Annotated in this window: 14 protein-coding genes; 6 read left to right on the forward strand and 8 right to left on the reverse strand. The window is 40.9% G+C overall.

Annotation, left to right across the window (positions count from 1 at the left end):
• Nucleotides 1-66 precede the first annotated feature (66 nt).
• Entirely contained in the window at nucleotides 67-894 is an 828-nt protein-coding gene (locus tag H6G75_RS12450; protein ID WP_190980296.1) for a HEAT repeat domain-containing protein, read from the reverse strand.
• A 33-nt stretch (nucleotides 895-927) separates the two neighbouring features.
• Nucleotides 928-2,421 (reverse strand): tetratricopeptide repeat protein, encoded by a 1,494-nt coding sequence (locus H6G75_RS12455; RefSeq protein WP_190980298.1) that lies wholly within the window; start codon nucleotides 2,419-2,421, stop codon nucleotides 928-930.
• Nucleotides 2,422-2,871: 450 nt separating this feature from the next.
• Between H6G75_RS12455 and H6G75_RS12460 the strand changes: the two genes are divergently transcribed.
• Nucleotides 2,872-3,732 carry a hypothetical protein gene (locus tag H6G75_RS12460; protein WP_190980300.1) on the forward strand — a complete coding sequence of 287 codons (861 nt, stop codon included), beginning with the start codon at nucleotides 2,872-2,874 and terminating at the stop codon, nucleotides 3,730-3,732.
• 45 nt (nucleotides 3,733-3,777) lie between these two features.
• Here the strand turns inward: H6G75_RS12460 and H6G75_RS12465 are convergent, their stop codons facing one another.
• Both H6G75_RS12465 and H6G75_RS12470 read right to left on the reverse strand, forming a co-directional pair.
• Nucleotides 3,778-5,631 (reverse strand): aspartate kinase, encoded by a 1,854-nt coding sequence (locus H6G75_RS12465; RefSeq protein ID WP_190980302.1) that lies wholly within the window; start codon nucleotides 5,629-5,631, stop codon nucleotides 3,778-3,780.
• Between the two features lie 194 nt (nucleotides 5,632-5,825).
• Nucleotides 5,826-6,455, reverse strand: a complete 630-nt coding sequence (locus tag H6G75_RS12470; protein WP_190980304.1) for a DedA family protein — start codon at nucleotides 6,453-6,455, stop codon at nucleotides 5,826-5,828.
• A gap of 470 nt (nucleotides 6,456-6,925) precedes the next feature.
• On the opposite strand from H6G75_RS12470, the gene H6G75_RS12475 reads away from it, so the two are divergent.
• A complete protein-coding gene (locus H6G75_RS12475; protein ID WP_190980306.1) occupies nucleotides 6,926-7,279 on the forward strand; it encodes an STAS domain-containing protein in 354 nt (117 codons plus the stop codon).
• A 182-nt stretch (nucleotides 7,280-7,461) separates the two neighbouring features.
• On the opposite strand, the gene H6G75_RS12480 is transcribed toward H6G75_RS12475, so the two are convergent.
• Together H6G75_RS12480 and rpsF are read right to left on the reverse strand one after the other, a co-directional pair.
• Nucleotides 7,462-8,022, reverse strand: coding sequence for an Npun_F5560 family protein (locus H6G75_RS12480; RefSeq protein ID WP_190980308.1), 561 nt, complete (start codon nucleotides 8,020-8,022; stop codon nucleotides 7,462-7,464).
• A gap of 276 nt (nucleotides 8,023-8,298) precedes the next feature.
• The gene (gene rpsF / locus H6G75_RS12485) at nucleotides 8,299-8,625 is read right to left on the reverse strand and encodes a 30S ribosomal protein S6 (protein ID WP_190980310.1); all 327 of its coding nucleotides are present in this window, start codon (nucleotides 8,623-8,625) and stop codon (nucleotides 8,299-8,301) included.
• A gap of 426 nt (nucleotides 8,626-9,051) precedes the next feature.
• Here rpsF and H6G75_RS12490 point away from each other — a divergent pair, with 426 nt between their 5' ends.
• On the forward strand, nucleotides 9,052-9,825 hold the full coding sequence (locus H6G75_RS12490; protein ID WP_190980312.1) for a fumarylacetoacetate hydrolase family protein: 774 nt from the start codon (nucleotides 9,052-9,054) through the stop codon (nucleotides 9,823-9,825).
• Nucleotides 9,826-9,948: 123 nt separating this feature from the next.
• Here the strand turns inward: H6G75_RS12490 and H6G75_RS12495 are convergent, their stop codons facing one another.
• Together H6G75_RS12495 and H6G75_RS12500 are read right to left on the reverse strand one after the other, a co-directional pair.
• A complete protein-coding gene (locus tag H6G75_RS12495) occupies nucleotides 9,949-10,425 on the reverse strand; it encodes a Tic20 family protein (protein ID WP_190980314.1) in 477 nt (158 codons plus the stop codon).
• 80 nt (nucleotides 10,426-10,505) lie between these two features.
• Nucleotides 10,506-10,703, reverse strand: a complete 198-nt coding sequence (locus H6G75_RS12500; RefSeq protein WP_190980467.1) for a hypothetical protein — start codon at nucleotides 10,701-10,703, stop codon at nucleotides 10,506-10,508.
• Nucleotides 10,704-11,378: 675 nt separating this feature from the next.
• On the opposite strand from H6G75_RS12500, the gene glyA reads away from it, so the two are divergent.
• The 3 genes from glyA to H6G75_RS12515 all read left to right on the forward strand — a co-directional run bounded on the left by glyA (nucleotide 11,379) and on the right by H6G75_RS12515 (nucleotide 15,331).
• Nucleotides 11,379-12,662 (forward strand): serine hydroxymethyltransferase, encoded by a 1,284-nt coding sequence (glyA, locus tag H6G75_RS12505; protein WP_190980316.1) that lies wholly within the window; start codon nucleotides 11,379-11,381, stop codon nucleotides 12,660-12,662.
• A gap of 169 nt (nucleotides 12,663-12,831) precedes the next feature.
• Nucleotides 12,832-13,878: a glycosyltransferase family 4 protein gene (locus tag H6G75_RS12510; protein ID WP_190980318.1), complete on the forward strand. Its 1,047-nt coding sequence runs from the start codon at nucleotides 12,832-12,834 to the stop codon at nucleotides 13,876-13,878.
• 202 nt (nucleotides 13,879-14,080) lie between these two features.
• Nucleotides 14,081-15,331 (forward strand): competence/damage-inducible protein A, encoded by a 1,251-nt coding sequence (locus tag H6G75_RS12515; protein ID WP_190980320.1) that lies wholly within the window; start codon nucleotides 14,081-14,083, stop codon nucleotides 15,329-15,331.
• Nucleotides 15,332-15,412: the final 81 nt, after the last annotated feature.

Below are 15,412 nucleotides of genomic sequence, written 5' to 3' on the forward strand. Positions count from 1 at the left end.
GGAGGTATTATTAAAATATCAAAGTAATTTTAACGAACTTTAGGGAAAATAGTATTATTCTCAGAATTATAATTGTTGAGTTTTGTTATCGATAAATGTTTCTAACTCTTGCATAGTATATGTAGAAAGATTATTAGTAACCATATAACGAGAGAATTGTAGCGATACTCTGAAAAATGTCAAACATGGTTCTAACTTTTTCAAATCTTTTCTCTGTTTTTTATAATCTGATTTAGCCATATTTTCTTGCAGTTTCCTATGATTTAATGCTAATAATTGATATTCATACTCTGCCTCTGCTTTAATAAGTGGATGTGAATCATTTCGCAATTTTTCTGAAAAATTGTATTTCATGGAAAAAGTTCCATCCTCCTCACTTGGTGAATGGTAAATAAATTCTCCTAGTAAGTTGATAACAGCCCAGCGAGTTGTGTAATATTGGCTGTTCACCATACTTTCAAGTAAATCCCACGAATTTTCCACACCCAGCCAGAATAATTCACCTAGTAGTCTCGGTAATAAAATTGGGTCACTTTCACGATATTGATAGAAAGCTTGTAGCAAAACAGGCACACTATCATAGCTGCATATTTTTCCTAGTGTATAAATTACTTGTTTGCGGATGAAGTGGTTTTCTGCAAATATAAGACGTTCTAACTCAGGAATAATCACAGGTTTTAATTGTGTTTCCCAAGATATTTTACAAGTCTCATTACGAGAACAACTTAAGACAAAATCTCTAATAAAAAGACCAGCATAACTCATAATCTCATCATCATCATCCTGAAGGATTTTTATAAGAGTTTCAGCCGCGCCAGGAGTTGTTACCACCTCAGCCATATAGTCTGAGTCTTCTAAATGGGAGAGATAGTTAATAATTTTAGTTTCTAGCATTTTTAATGAGTATATTCTATCAAGCAAAAATAACTATTTCTGCAAGGCTTTGATTTCTTGGGTTATCTTGTTATAACCTGATTTATCTCCTTGTTCTTGAAATAGGTTTTCAGCTTTTTCAAAATCCCTTAGTGCTGCCTTTTTCTTACCTAGTTGGACGTTGACTAAGCCCCGATGATAATAAGCTAAACCATAGCTAGAATTAAGTGCGATCGCTCTGTTAAAATCCAGTATTGCGCTTTGATATTCTTTCACTTTCACCCGCGCCAAACCCCTCTCATAGTATGCGTAGGGGTTTTGAGAGTTAAGTTTAATGGCTTTTGTGTAGTCTGCGATCGCGTCTTTATATTTACCCAACCCGAATAAAGCAAATCCTCGGTCATAATAAGCATTAGCATCTTGAGGATTCAGGGTGATTGCTTGACTCGAATCTGCTTGGGCTTTTTCATAATCTCCTAAGCGAGAAAACGCATCACCACGATGGTTATAAGCCAGAGAATTCTGGGGATTGATTTCCAGAGTTTGAGTTAAATTATCTACGGATTCTTGATAGTTCCCTTGCTCATATTCACTGACACCTTCTTGATAAAATAACTGCTCACTATTAACTGGTGTTAACCAGTGGCTAAACCAGCCGATAAACATAGCAGCCAGTAAACTAGCAATTCCGAAAATGACAAATTTGAACTTTTGAATCTGTAATGGTTGTGGTTGATATTGTTGATTTTTTAATTCTTGCAGGTCATTGATCACTTCTGTTACAGACTGGTATCTTTTCTGGTAGTCAAACCTGACCATTTGATTGATAATGCGTGTAAATTCTCGGCTAACTTTTATCGTTCTATCACGCCAGATAATTTCGCCTGTTATTAAGTTTTTTTGACTTTGTAATCTTGATACTTCTTCGTAAGATAAGCCCATAATTGCTGCGATCGCAATCATGCCCAAAGCGTAAATATCACTGTTATAGTGTGGTTGTCCTTGTAACTGCTCTAAAGGTATATATTCTAAATTACTAACCGTAGTCGTCACCATTTCCTTGATAGAGCCAAAGTCAACTAAAACTAATTTATTATCTGAGTGTCGGCGAATGATATTTTCTGGCTGAATATCTTGATGAATGATATTATGGCGATGTATAAATAGTAAAATATCTAAGATTTCTAATAACAAGTTAATAACTTGGTCTTCTCTAAGCGGAAACCCTACTAAAATTTCTTCGGCTAATTGATGACCATCAATTAATTCTTGAACTAGATAAAATTCTTCATTGGATTCAAAATAATCAATGATTTTCTGAATTCTGTCGTTTTCCTGGGCTAATTGTTTCAATATCTTAGCTTCCTGGAAAAAAGACTTTCTCAACCAAGCTAAATTTTGCAGATGATGAGTTTCTGGGCGGAGTTGCTGGAGAATAAATAATTGATTAGGAATTTGAATATCTTCAACTAGATAGATATTTACCGACTCCTCTATGTACAATAATTGCAGGATACGATAACGTGTACCCAGAATTTGCTCATCCATATATAAGCTTTTATAGGAAATTAATTAATTATATACTGGTATTATTACTAGTATAATTTTTGTGGGGATCAAGAGTTACAAAAAATATACAAAGAAACAGAAGATTTTTAATTCATCTCATTAATTTCCAGAACTGGCATAAAGCAGTATAGCTAAAACTTTGATATTGCACCATTCTCAATACCTGTAGAATGATAACGTTTCTGGATGAAAATGCGATTTGTCAGTTATTGTAGAGACGTTGTATAAAATATCTCTCAAAATTGATTGAGTACAACTTCAGATTAAATGGAGATGAGCAAATTTCTAGGCTTGATTATCACTTTGAATATTACTGAGTAACCACTCAATAATTCAAAGATATCATGATTGCCGTGGGATCACTCATGACAGGCTATTGCTCAGTACGGTAAAAGAGTTGTAATCGAATTGCTATAAACGCCAAATAGCTTGAACATCAACTTATTCAAACGTAACCAAAATCAAGTAACTGCGACCAAGCGTCAGTTCCTGAAGGCGCTACGTCGGCGTGATACTGCGGCTATCCAAAACTTATCCATGCGATCGCAAAATATTATCGGCGAAGAAAAATTAACGCAGATTGTCGAGGAAGCATTGCGTGAGTGCGATGCTGAAAGCCACAGTTGGTTTTTTGCTAATTTTTTAGGGCAATTTAGATATCAACAGATGCAGCAAGCTGCTCAAAATAATGTCTTTCATATACTTGTCACCGCAGGTTTAGAACCAGGAAAAGACTTTAGTTTTGGGCTAGATGGTGAGATGATTGTCAGCGATCGCGCCAAGCAAATCTTACTTGATCACCTCCCACAAGAACAGCGAAAATTGTTTGCGGCTCAATTGCAAGTCTCCAGAGTTGCCGATCCAATTGTGGCAATCGAAAAGCAATTGGGTTGTCCGTTTTATCAAAATTTAACTAAAATTGCGGCTCATCAAGTCAAGAGCCTGAGTGACCAGCAAGCTGCTGCTTATTTAGGGGTCTTAATGGCTGGTTTAGTCAAGCGTCATCCAGCCCTGCAAGATGTGGACTTTCCTACAAAGTTTATTTTGAATACTCTGCAAGGATTACCACAGCAGCGAGCCACAGCCATATTAAACGATCCAGAAACCAATCCGCAGTTTGATGAAGTAATTATCTTCCAAGATTTATTAGCCGCAATGGCAGAACCAGAAACTAGCGAAGCAGAAGATTGTAACAGCTTAGAACAACTCAAAAAACTTGATAGAGTTTGGTGTGGTGAATATCGCCTTGCTGAAATAGTCGCCAGCTTGGAAGAGTTATCTAGGGAATAACAAATCCCCAGATAAAATTACGTCAAACCTTGAGTTTGGCTGAGTTTATACTGGCACTACGAATTTCTCGCTACCAGCAAGCTCAAAGGCTGTATGAATCACTTGTAAAGCCTTCACACCTTGTTCTTGGGCAACGACACAACTAATTTTAATTTCTGAGGTAGCAATCATTTGAATATTGATTTGGTGTTGAGCCAACGCTTCAAACATTTTGGCTGCTACACCTGGTTGTCCTACCATACCCGCGCCAACAATACTAACTTTAGCGATCGCACTATCTAACACAACTTCACCCCAACCTAATTCTGCTGCAACTTGAGTTAGCAGTCTTTGGGCAGTTTCCCCGTCCATACGTGGAACTGTAAAAGCAATATCTCGTTTGGGAACACCATCAATGATGCGACAGCGTTGCGATTGAATAATCATATCTACGCTGATATTGTGCTGTGCTAATATCCCAAACAATTTCGCCGCCATTCCTGCTTTATCAGGAACTTGGCGAATCGCCAGACGCGCTTGGTTCATATCTAAGGCGACACCGCGCACAGGGGAAGAAGAAACGGGGCAGGGCGCAGGGGGCGGAGGGCAAGGAAATACTTCTTGTTCCCTAGTTGTTGTTTCCTCTGTCTCTCCCTTAGCTGCAATTTCAAAGGCGTTACTGAGTGCAGCCACGGCGCGATCGCAGTCTACGGCATCAACTACACAGCTAACTTTGACTTCACTCGTAGAAATCATTTGAATGTTTACGCCTGCTTCTGCAAGGGTAGCAAACATTTTCGCCGCCACCCCAGGACGGCCAATCATCCCTGCACCTGCAATGCTGACTTTAGCAATGTCTTGTTCGATCATGACTTCGGCTTCGTCTGATTTGGGGTTGGATGGATTTCTCAGGGCGGGTGCGATCGCTGCTGCTACTGCTTCTGCCCGTTTTAATATTGGTGTAGTAACTGTAAAGGCAATGTCATTGCTATTACCTTCGTGAATGGATTGAATAATTAAGTCTACATCGACATTTTGCCGAGCAATTTCTCCAAATAACTTAGCTGCTACCCCTGGCTTGTCAGGTACACGTAACAAAGCCACCTTAGCTTGATTTGTATCAAATTCCACCGCATCCACAGGACGGGCAATTTCTAAATTGATTAGCGATCGCTCTTGGGGTTTAGATGATGTTACCCAAGTACCGGGGTCATCTGTCCAACTAGACCGCACAACCAAAGGTACACCATAGTTCCGGGCAATTTCCACTGAGCGCGGATGTAAGACTTTTGCCCCCAGGCTTGCCAGTTCTAGCATTTCATTACAGGTAATCGCATCCATCAACTGGGCTTCGGGAACTAAGCGGGGGTCTGTAGTTAAAATCCCTGGTACATCTGTATAAATTTCACAAAAATCTGCTTGGATTGCTGCGGCTAATGCCACCGCAGAAGTATCAGAACCGCCACGTCCCAAGGTCGTAATTTCTAACTCTCCGGTACTGGATATGCCTTGAAAGCCAGCTACCACAACTACTTTACCTTCCCTAATATGCCTCAACAGGCGGTTTGTTTCGATGTGTAAAATCCGGGCGCGAGTGTGTTCTGCTTCTGTCACAATTCCTACTTGTGCGCCAGTCATGGAAATTGCTGGTTGTCCAATTTCTTGCAATGCCATACTGAGTAAAGCAATCGTCACCTGTTCCCCAGTAGACAGCAACATATCCATTTCCCGGCGGTTAGGATTTTGAGAAATTTCGTTGGCTAGTTTGACAAGTCCATCTGTAGTTTTCCCCATTGCGGAAACTACGACAACCAAAGAGTTTCCGGCTTTAACTGTTTTAGAGACACGCTGTGCAACAGCTTGGATACGTTCGACTGAACCGACAGATGTACCACCGAATTTCTGAACTATAAGCGCCATATCTTTGTCTTAAATGAAGTTTGCCTACTTTCATCAAGGCTCCTACCGGGTTAGGAAGCTTTGAAGGCATTAGCAGTAGTTATTTAGTTTACAGAAAATATTGGGTAGTTTGAAATTTTCATAAAAATAAAAGGCAAAAGCCAAAATTCTTTCTTTTGACTTCTGCCTTTTGCCTTTTTACTTTTTACTTATATTTATTCGCCTGCTGCACGCTTCACTTGTCGGGATTCTAACCACAAGGGAATGACAATCACAGCAACTAAAATCAGTAAGGCTGCGATCGCAAATTGGCTAACCCAAGCAACTAATTGTTCTAAAGAAATTACTTTGCCTGCAAAAAAAGCTAATGTCACCATCACAACAGCCCAGGTGGTTGCTCCTGCTAGGTTATATAAGAAAAATTTTGGAAATGGTATTTCTGCAATTCCAGCTAATGGAGCCGCAAAAATTCGCAATAAAGCGAAAAACCTGCCAAAAAATACAGCTTTAATAGCATTTTGACTAAATTGCTCTTTAATATTTAGTAATTTTTCTTCAGAAATCCTAAATATTTTCCCGATTTGCAATAGGAAAGGCCAACCTCCCAGTCTCCCAATCCAATAGCCGCAAGCACCGCCAATCACAGCACCTGCAACTGCATCACCCACAACTAACCAGTAACTTAGTTCATCACTACCAGCTAGAAACCCACCGACAAGGGTGACGGTTTCACCAGGAATAGGAATGCCCAAGTTTTCTAGTAAAATCCCCAAAAAAATTGCCCAGTAACCATACTGGTGGGCAAATTCCTGGATGTTTTCTAGTGAAATAAATTCAAGAGACATCCCGCACCGCCGCCTTTACAATTTTTTACCTTTACTCTATCTTGGCGTGTTTGTGGCTGGAGTGTCAATCACAGTACTGTTTTACAAACTCTTATTAATTGCAGTATCTCGCGTTACTTATAGCTAAAGGTTGATGATATTTATAACTTATTTGGTATTGACTATTATGCTTTTAAGCGTTAATAACATAGGTGCATAATATATCAAACAAATCAATAAATTTTTTATGAAAAATTCACAAAAATATCATTAAATTATGAAAATTTTGTAAAAGCTACTATTGATACTGAATTTACTAGGCGTTTGTGCCTATATTTAAAAAAGTTAATACAAATTATACGACATGAATACGTAAGCTTATGAGGTTGAGTTCACAGCACCTGTGAACCAGCAATTTTTCATTATTGAAACCGCGCAGTATTGATGTCAATTTTCATTTTGTCCAGTAGTTCAACTACCCAGATAAATACATGACTATCGCACAAGAATTGCAAGTGGTTTTATTCAAACCCCAAGGGAGCATAGACTTGCAGGGTGGTATGGCTCTCAGCCAAAGTATGGCAGAAGTAGTACCCCAGCCTGATCAACTTTGGGTCATTGACCTCGCAGAAGTAGATTTCATGGATAGTTCTGGTTTGGTGCCATTAGTTAAAGCACTGACAACAGCCCGACAATGCGGTTGTCGCTTGGTTATTTGTAATGCCAAAGCGCCTGTAAGGTTAATTTTAGAACTGACCCAGTTGGATTCGGTTTTTGAAATTTTTAACACTTACGAAGACATCACCAATGTGATTAATCAACAGCCTTTGCCACTAGCAAGCTAATCCAAAAATATAGCACTAAAAATTGTTAGTGTCTACCAAGAGCAATTATGTCTTTTCATGTGAATCGATCGCTAAATTGCTGTAGAGCTAAAATTTCGCACCTGCACAACACAAATAAAATAAAAGTCTCAACTTAGGAACAGCAAAGACTTTAAGAGCCTGTAATTGCAGGCTTTATTTTTTTAAGCATTTTGTACCGCCGAAACATTTCCTTGTCCGGTGGTGGGGCGAGGAAAGTTCGGCAAGTCAATACCATTGTGGCTGGAGTTACGAGTTTTGAGCGCCAAACGATAGCTGACGCTTTGCAGTTCTGCTTGCAGTTTGCGATTTTCTCTTTGCAAAATCGCAACTTTTTCTCTGATGGGAGTCATGCGTTCTTCAAACTTCCGACGATAAATTTGAGGTAATTCTTGTACTACCTGCTCCAACATCCGGCTGCGGTCTGTTAACTCTTGGACAGACTGGCGCAGTTGATAAATCTCGCCATCACGAGTGGCGATTTGCTCTTGATAAAAAGTTACCTGCTGCTCAACAGCTTGTAATTGTTCTCGTAACGCTTGCAACTGACTTAAATCACGCTCTGATTCAGAACGTTGGGGCATGAAATTAGCATTGCCCTTCACCAGCCGAAAGAGTTCTTGAGATAACTGCTGCACTAATTGGTCTCGCAGTTGCAACTCTTGGCGCAATTGCGATACTTCTTGAGAGAGAGCTTGGATGTTGGGTATGTCAGTTTGGCTCACAGTGGCTTACAGCTCCCGTTGACGAATCTTGGATCATCTTAGGTATAACGGCGATCGTACTGCCTTTGGCAAGTACTTGTTAATTTAGCATTCCCAACCGAAGCACAAAAAAGTCAAAGGTAAAAAAAATTTTATTTAAAGAAGGCAGAAGTTAGTGGGAGGAAAAGGGGCAGGGGGCAGGAAGCAGAGGTGAAGTTGTAATATTTTTGGCTCGACCCTACGCAGGGTAACTGAGCAAAATTCACCCCCTTGCACCCTGCACCCCTGCCTTCTCTCCTATGCAGTTACTGCAACTTTTTCTGCTGCTGGTGCTGCAACTTCTTGCTTAATGGTCAAGTAGCGAATTACTTCTTCACTCAAACGCATAGCACGTTCTAAAGGAGCAACAATGGTTCCCGGCCCAGTGTAGTTCAGTTGGATGTAGATTCCATCCCGTTGCTTTTTGATTTCATAAGCCAGACGACGCTTACCCCGATTTTGAATTTCAATATTTTCGGCACCTTGCTCTTGAATCAAGGTTTGGTATTTAGCGATCGCTTGATCTACCTGTTCGTCACTGAGGTCAGGACGCAGGATATACATTGTTTCGTAAACTGTGGACATGAGTTGAAAATCCCCTTTTGGACAATTTGGCTGCTGGCGTGAAATGATACAAATATTCCTAGAAAATATTCGTACACTTCAACATCTGAAGCAACAAGGAACTATAATCTTACCAGTTTTTTATATGAATCATCAGCAAAATCTGCCAAAATTCGTACTTTAGCCAAAAGTGATTTTTATGGATGGGAAGGAGTTAATCAGAGGAAAGGGGGCAGGGAGCGGGGAGCAGAGGGGAATTGGGGAAAATTCTCCCGCCTACTCCTTTTCCCCCTGCCTCTTCCAGTAAACAACAGCAAATTAATTGATCTATTGGCTGAACCAACAGGTATGCTTCCCAAAGGGGGCTATTAACTCTTAGCTCTCATTGCTGAAGATTCTTTGTGCTTACGGCTCTTAATTGCAGACAATAAGGATATTATCAAGGTTATGGCACAGCGTTATGTGCGAGTTCAAAATCCAGAAGGCAAAATTTATTATGGGTTGCTCCAATTATCTCTAAATGTACAGGTGTTGGATGCGCCACCCTGGTTACAAGGACAACCAACAGATTTAGTTTTAGCACCCGATAGTTATCAAATTCTTTCTCCTTGCGCTCCCTCAAAAATTGTGGCGGTTGGCAAGAATTATGCAGACCACGCAGCCGAAATGGGAACCTCTGTGCCGAGTGAGCCATTGATTTTCCTCAAACCGCCAACATCAATTATTGCGACTGAAACCAACATCAAATATCCTATTCAGTCTCACAGAGTTGATTATGAAGGAGAATTGGCCCTGATAATTGGCGATCGCGCTTGTGACTGCACTCCAGAAGAAGCTCAAACCAAAATTTGGGGTTATACAATTGCCAATGATGTGACAGCGCGAGATTTACAACAAAAAGACGGTCAATGGACTAGAGCCAAGGGGTTTGATACCTTTTGTCCCCTAGGCCCTTGGATTGTCCGAGAATTAAATCCAGGTGCGAGATTGCAGACTTTCATCAATGATGAGCCAAATCCCGTACAATCTGCGGGAATTGATCAGATGGTGTTTGCCCCTGATGTTTTGGTATCTTATATCAGCAAAGTGATGACCCTGATTCCAGGGGATGTAGTGCTGACAGGTACACCATTAGGTATTGGCCCTTTGCATATAGGCGATCGCATCCGGGTAGAAATTGAAGGTATTGGTCGTCTAGAAAACACCATCGTCGCCCGTTAAAAAGTGCTGAGTGCTGAGTACTGAGGAGCCACTGCGTTGCGGAGGTTCCCTCCGTTGAAGCAAGTGGCGTTGCTGAGTCACAAAACTAGCCCCTAGCCTCTAGACCCTAATTCATACATCCAGTTACCGCACCTGCATATAAACAGCATCGGAAATTGCGGGAATTTCTGCGTAACGTCCCAAAAGCGACTGGATGACTGAATATGCTACTGCTGCTACTATGCCGAGAAAAATAGTGCTGTATAGAGTTTGCAGGGCAAAGCCACCATTAGGAATTAGCCCGACGATATCAGTTAGGATGCCACACAAAAAGATAATAATGTCTAACAAAATTGCTTGCATGGTGTTGAAACGAATGAAGTGAGAGATATTTTCGTTTCTGACTACTAACAGCCATAAAGCAAAGAAAATAATTAATCCAGCAAATCTTACACGCCTATATAATGACCATAAAATTAGCACAGGCCCAAACACAACTGTCAGCGCAGGAAACTGTTGTAACAAAATAAAACCAAAACTTAGCACCTCAATCAAAGGTAGTAAATAAGGTAAACAAGCAAAAATGCGATCAGAAAAGTTTGTCGAACCACGCCAGGCCATTTTGCGTTCTCCTGTGGCAGAATTTTCAGAGTTACTTGAGCCTAGGATAACGCAGTTGTCTAATCTCCCAGAAGCGAAAATCAGCGAATCTCGGCAATCCGAAAACCCATGATACACTCATACTGTTCTGGCTGTTGTTCGCTGAGTTTGCGAATAGCTTGACCACAATGCAGTTGTCCACCATGCCAACGGGGTTGACCACTCCTATTCGCAAGTACACAAGATTGACACACCTGCTCAGGAGCAAGGATTTGATCATCCATTAACATGACTAACATCCAACGACCTCCTGTAAATTTCAAAATTATTGCTTGCGCTTCAGCTAAGAAGATTTTTGTTGATAGCTCAAGAACTGCTGGTGACAGAATTTACCCAAGTTTTACATCAAAGCCAAATTGCTTTGGTGTAAGAATTCAGCACTCAGGAGTCAGAAGTCAGAATAATAAAGTTCAGTAGTAAGTCAGGAAATAAATTTATCAAATATTGTTCCTTATTCTTTAACCCTTCTGGCTGCTGAATTCTGACTCCTGACTTCTTTAGCTTTGGTTTAGCTGCTTAGTTGGGCTGTGCTGTTTGTCTAAAGCTGTTTTTGAGAAAAATGAGGTTAATCGCCAAAGATTCCTCACTGAACCTTAAATTTATTGTATGTTGAGTCTTTCGGCGATTGAGTTATGGAGTAATAACTCAATACATAAATTTTTAACCCAAGAGTAATGTTTGTTGTATTCTCTAAATAACTGTTAAGTTCATGTTCCAGAAAGAGCTTTATAATAATTAACACATCAATGGGACTTAATCGGGCTGGGAGCTAAGTAATCAATTTCCGTTACTACCAATAGTGAATAGTCAGCAGTCAATAAATCTGGCAATGTAAACATTTGACTGCGAGTTATTACTTTGAAACTCAGTTCCAAAAAATACCATTGTCCCAATTTCCACTAAGGATAGTTAAAGTGACTAGGACTAATTCAGATTTTCTTGCATCTTCTGACCCCGCGATCGCTGGATTAATAAATGAAGAACTCCAGCGTCAACGTGACCACCTAGAATTGATTGCGAGTGAAAACTTTACCTCTGCGGCTGTACTCGCAGCTCAAGGTTCAGTCTTAACTAATAAATATGCTGAAGGACTGCCCGGTAAACGTTATTATGGCGGCTGTGAATTTGTTGATAAAGTCGAACAAATCGCCATTGACCGAGCTAAACAAATGTTTGGTGCGGCTCATGCTAACGTCCAACCCCATTCCGGCGCACAAGCAAACTTTGCAGTTTTCCTGACTTTACTGGAACCAGGCGACAAAATCATGGGGATGGATTTGTCTCATGGTGGACACCTGACCCACGGTTCGCCTGTTAACGTTTCGGGTAAGTGGTTCCAAGTCAGCCACTACGGTGTCAGCAAAGACACAGAACAACTCGACTACGACCAAATTCGAGAGCTGGCGTTAAGGGAGCGTCCAAAGCTCTTGATTTGTGGTTATTCGGCTTATCCTCGGATTATTGACTTTGAAAAATTCCGTAGCATTGCGGATGAAGTAGGTGCTTATTTATTAGCTGATATTGCTCACATCGCTGGTTTAGTGGCTTCTGGCTTACATCCCGACCCCATTCCTTACTGTGATGTTGTCACAACGACTACTCACAAAACCCTGCGAGGCCCTAGAGGTGGATTAATCTTAACTAAAGATGCAGAACTGGGTAAAAAGCTAGATAAATCAGTTTTCCCTGGAACTCAAGGCGGGCCTTTAGAACACGTCATTGCAGGTAAAGCAGTAGCTTTTGGTGAAGTCTTAAAGCCAGAGTTTAAAACCTATTCTGCACAGGTAATTGAAAATGCACGAGCTTTAGCCACACAATTACAAAACCGTGGCTTAAAGTTAGTGTCTGATGGTACAGATAACCATTTGATGCTGGTAGATTTACGCTCCATTGGTTTGACAGGTAAACAAGCCGATCAATTAGTAAGCGGTGTAAATATTACTGCCAACAAAAATACCGTACCCTTTGATCCCCAATCACCATTTGTTACCAGTGGTTTGAGACTAGGTTCTCCTGCTATGACTACTAGAGGATTGGGTGTAGCAGAGTTTACCGAAATTGGTGATATTATTGCCGATCGCCTGCTCAACCCCGAATCAGAAGCAGTTGCAGCTGATTGTAAACATCGAGTAGCGGCATTGTGCGATCGCTTCCCCCTATACCCACACCTGCAAATTCCCGTACCAGCACTAGCATAAAGTCAAAAGTTAAAAGTAAAAAGGCAAAAGAATTATTGGTTTTTACTTTTGCCTTTTACCTTTTGACTTAAAAATCTTCTGCTGATAAAAACCGAAAATGTAGTAGATATTAAGTAGAACCCTCCCTCGGCAGAGTTTTGTCTTAACCACTACTTAATTTAAAATACAGATGCCTGCTCAGATTTATCATCTGATTGCCTTCCTGGTCGCAGCCGTAGTCGTTCTCTGGACTACGCCTGATGTAAAAAACATTGGTATAAAAAGTGGAACTGTAGATAAACCTGGTGGTCGAAAAGTTCATGAACGCCCAATGGTACGTCTGGGTGGAGTTTCTATCTTCGCAGGTACTCTCATTTCTCTACTCATTGTTTGGTGGCTAGGTGGATTTGCCAATTTACCACCTGACAAAGAATGGCAAATTTGGGGCGTTACCTTGGGGGGTTTAGGCTTTTTTCTCATTGGTTTAGCAGACGATTTACTCAATCTGTCTCCCTTGGGAAGATTGATTTTACAAGTAATTGTTGCTGCTGGCGCGTGGAAAGCAGGTGTAAGTATAGACTTTATTACAGTCCCTACCATAGGCATAGTTGAACTAAACTGGCTAAGTTTGCCAATTACCGTAATTTGGCTGGTGGGGATGGTGAACGCTATCAACTGGATTGACGGTTTAGATGGTTTAGCGGCTGGTGTGTCGGGAATTGCAGCCATAGTTATGCTTTTGGTGTCTTTATTTATGCACCAACCAGCCGCAGCCTTAATTGCAGCTGCTTTAGCTGGCGCAGCATTAGGTTTTCTCCGCTATAATTTCAACCCCGCCCAAATCTTTATGGGAGATGGCGGGTCTTATTTTATGGGATTTACCTTAGCGGCTGTAGGCGTAATTGGTTTGGTGAAAGTTCCAGCTTTTACCGCCGTAATTTTGCCTTATTTAATTTTGGCAGTACCCATTTTAGATATGTCCGCAGTCATTTTGACCCGCATTCGTCGTGGTCAATTGCCTTGGGTAGCAGATAGATGTCACTTACACCATCGATTACTACAAGCGGGTTTATCTCATCGCTGGACTGTGTTATTTATTTATACACTTACACTCTGGGTTGGCAGTTTAGCCTTAGCCGTAGCTGGTATCCCTAGTGGTATTGCTTATGCTTTTGGTGCTACCTCATTGTTAACTTATACCAGTTGGCGAGTTTGGAAACGCTCTCAGCAAAAGTAAAAATTAGTAAGGTAAAAGAAATACAGTATTTTAAATAAGAATACAGAAGTCGGAATTCAGAATTAATAAGTGGAGGAAAAAACCACCACTAATGAGCGAAAGACTTAGCTGGTTATTTTAAAGTTTATCCGCCATTTTGATTCCTGACTTCTGAATTCTATTTAGATCAAGCCTGTTTCTTTTACCTTTTGCTTTAATTATTATGAGTGCAGAAATTATTTGTGTTGGTACTGAACTGCTATTAGGTGATATTCTCAACAGTAATTCTCAATTCCTCGCCCAACAATTAGCGAAACTCGGCATTCCTCATTATTATCAAACAGTGGTGGGGGATAATCCCGAAAGATTAAAGAAAGTTATTGAAATTGCTATTGCTAGAGCGAATATTTTAATTTTTACGGGTGGTCTTGGCCCCACACCAGATGATTTAACTTGTGAAACCATTGCAGATTTTTTTGGCGCACCTTTAGTAGAAGATCCAGAAATTATCGAAGATATTACTCAGAAATTTGCTCAACGGGGTCGGGTGATGACTCCCACCAACCGCAAGCAAGCTTTAATTCCCCAAGGTGCTGAAGTTTTACCCAACCCAACAGGAACCGCACCGGGGATTATTTGGCAACCTCGTCCGGAAATTACGATTTTTACTTTCCCTGGTGTTCCTAGTGAAATGTACAGAATGTGGTACGAAACAGCAGTACCATTTCTGCAAAGCCAAGGCTGGGGTAAGGAAATTATTTATAGCCGGAGTTTAAGATTTTGGGGTATTGGTGAGTCGGCTTTAGCGGAAAAAGTGTCTTCTTATTTCAACTTACCCAACCCAACAGTTGCACCTTACGCGGGTAAGGGAGAGGTAAGACTAAGAATTTCTGCCAAAGCAACATCAGAAGCCGCCGCCGAGGAATTGATTGCACCTATTGAACAACAATTGAAAGAAATTGCCGGGTTAGATTGTTATGGTGCTGATGATGATACTTTAGCTTCTGTGGTGGGTGAGTTGTTGCGTTCAGCAGGCGAAACTGTATCAGTAGCCGAATCTTGTACTGGTGGTGGATTGGGGCAAATGTTCACAGAAATTGCTGGTAGTTCTGATTATTTTTGGGGTGGGGTCATTTCTTACGATAACTCGGCAAAGGTGCGGTTATTGGGGGTAAACCCAGAAGATTTAGAGAAATTTGGGGCTGTGAGTCCTGTGGTAGCTGAACAAATGGCTATGGGAGTGAAAAGCCGCTTAGAAACTAGTTGGGGATTGAGTATTACTGGTATTGCTGGCCCTGGTGGCGGAACGGATACCAAGCCTGTGGGTTTAGTTTATATCGGTTTAGCTGGGCCAAATAACGAAGTGAAAAGTTTTGAGCAGCGTTTTGGGACAATGCGCGATCGCACTTTTATTCGTCATTTAAGCGCCTGTACAGCAATAGATTTGCTGCGTCGGCGGTTGTTGATGCGGTAAGGAGTCGGGATTGGGGAATAGGGAGTAGATTTGTTTATAGCTAACTTCGGATTTTTTATCTAAATGAGGTGCATTTCTCTA

It is taken from the genome of Nostoc sp. FACHB-280, assembly GCF_014697615.1.
Lineage (GTDB): Bacteria > Cyanobacteriota > Cyanobacteriia > Cyanobacteriales > Nostocaceae > Nostoc_B.

Excerpts from the sequence above, each read along its gene's own strand:
- H6G75_RS12450 (WP_190980296.1), bottom strand. The coding sequence starts at position 894 with ATGCTAGAAACTAAAATTATTAACTATCTCTCCCATTTAGAAGACTCA.
- H6G75_RS12455 (WP_190980298.1), bottom strand. The coding sequence starts at position 2,421 with ATGGATGAGCAAATTCTGGGTACACGTTATCGTATCCTGCAATTATTG.
- H6G75_RS12465 (WP_190980302.1), bottom strand. The coding sequence starts at position 5,631 with ATGGCGCTTATAGTTCAGAAATTCGGTGGTACATCTGTCGGTTCAGTC.
- H6G75_RS12470 (WP_190980304.1), bottom strand. The coding sequence starts at position 6,455 with ATGTCTCTTGAATTTATTTCACTAGAAAACATCCAGGAATTTGCCCAC.
- H6G75_RS12475 (WP_190980306.1), top strand. The coding sequence starts at position 6,926 with ATGACTATCGCACAAGAATTGCAAGTGGTTTTATTCAAACCCCAAGGG.
- rpsF (WP_190980310.1), bottom strand. The coding sequence starts at position 8,625 with ATGTCCACAGTTTACGAAACAATGTATATCCTGCGTCCTGACCTCAGT.
- H6G75_RS12490 (WP_190980312.1), top strand. The coding sequence starts at position 9,052 with ATGGCACAGCGTTATGTGCGAGTTCAAAATCCAGAAGGCAAAATTTAT.
- H6G75_RS12495 (WP_190980314.1), bottom strand. The coding sequence starts at position 10,425 with ATGGCCTGGCGTGGTTCGACAAACTTTTCTGATCGCATTTTTGCTTGT.
- H6G75_RS12500 (WP_190980467.1), bottom strand. The coding sequence starts at position 10,703 with ATGTTAGTCATGTTAATGGATGATCAAATCCTTGCTCCTGAGCAGGTG.
- H6G75_RS12510 (WP_190980318.1), top strand. The coding sequence starts at position 12,832 with ATGCCTGCTCAGATTTATCATCTGATTGCCTTCCTGGTCGCAGCCGTA.
- H6G75_RS12515 (WP_190980320.1), top strand. The coding sequence starts at position 14,081 with ATGAGTGCAGAAATTATTTGTGTTGGTACTGAACTGCTATTAGGTGAT.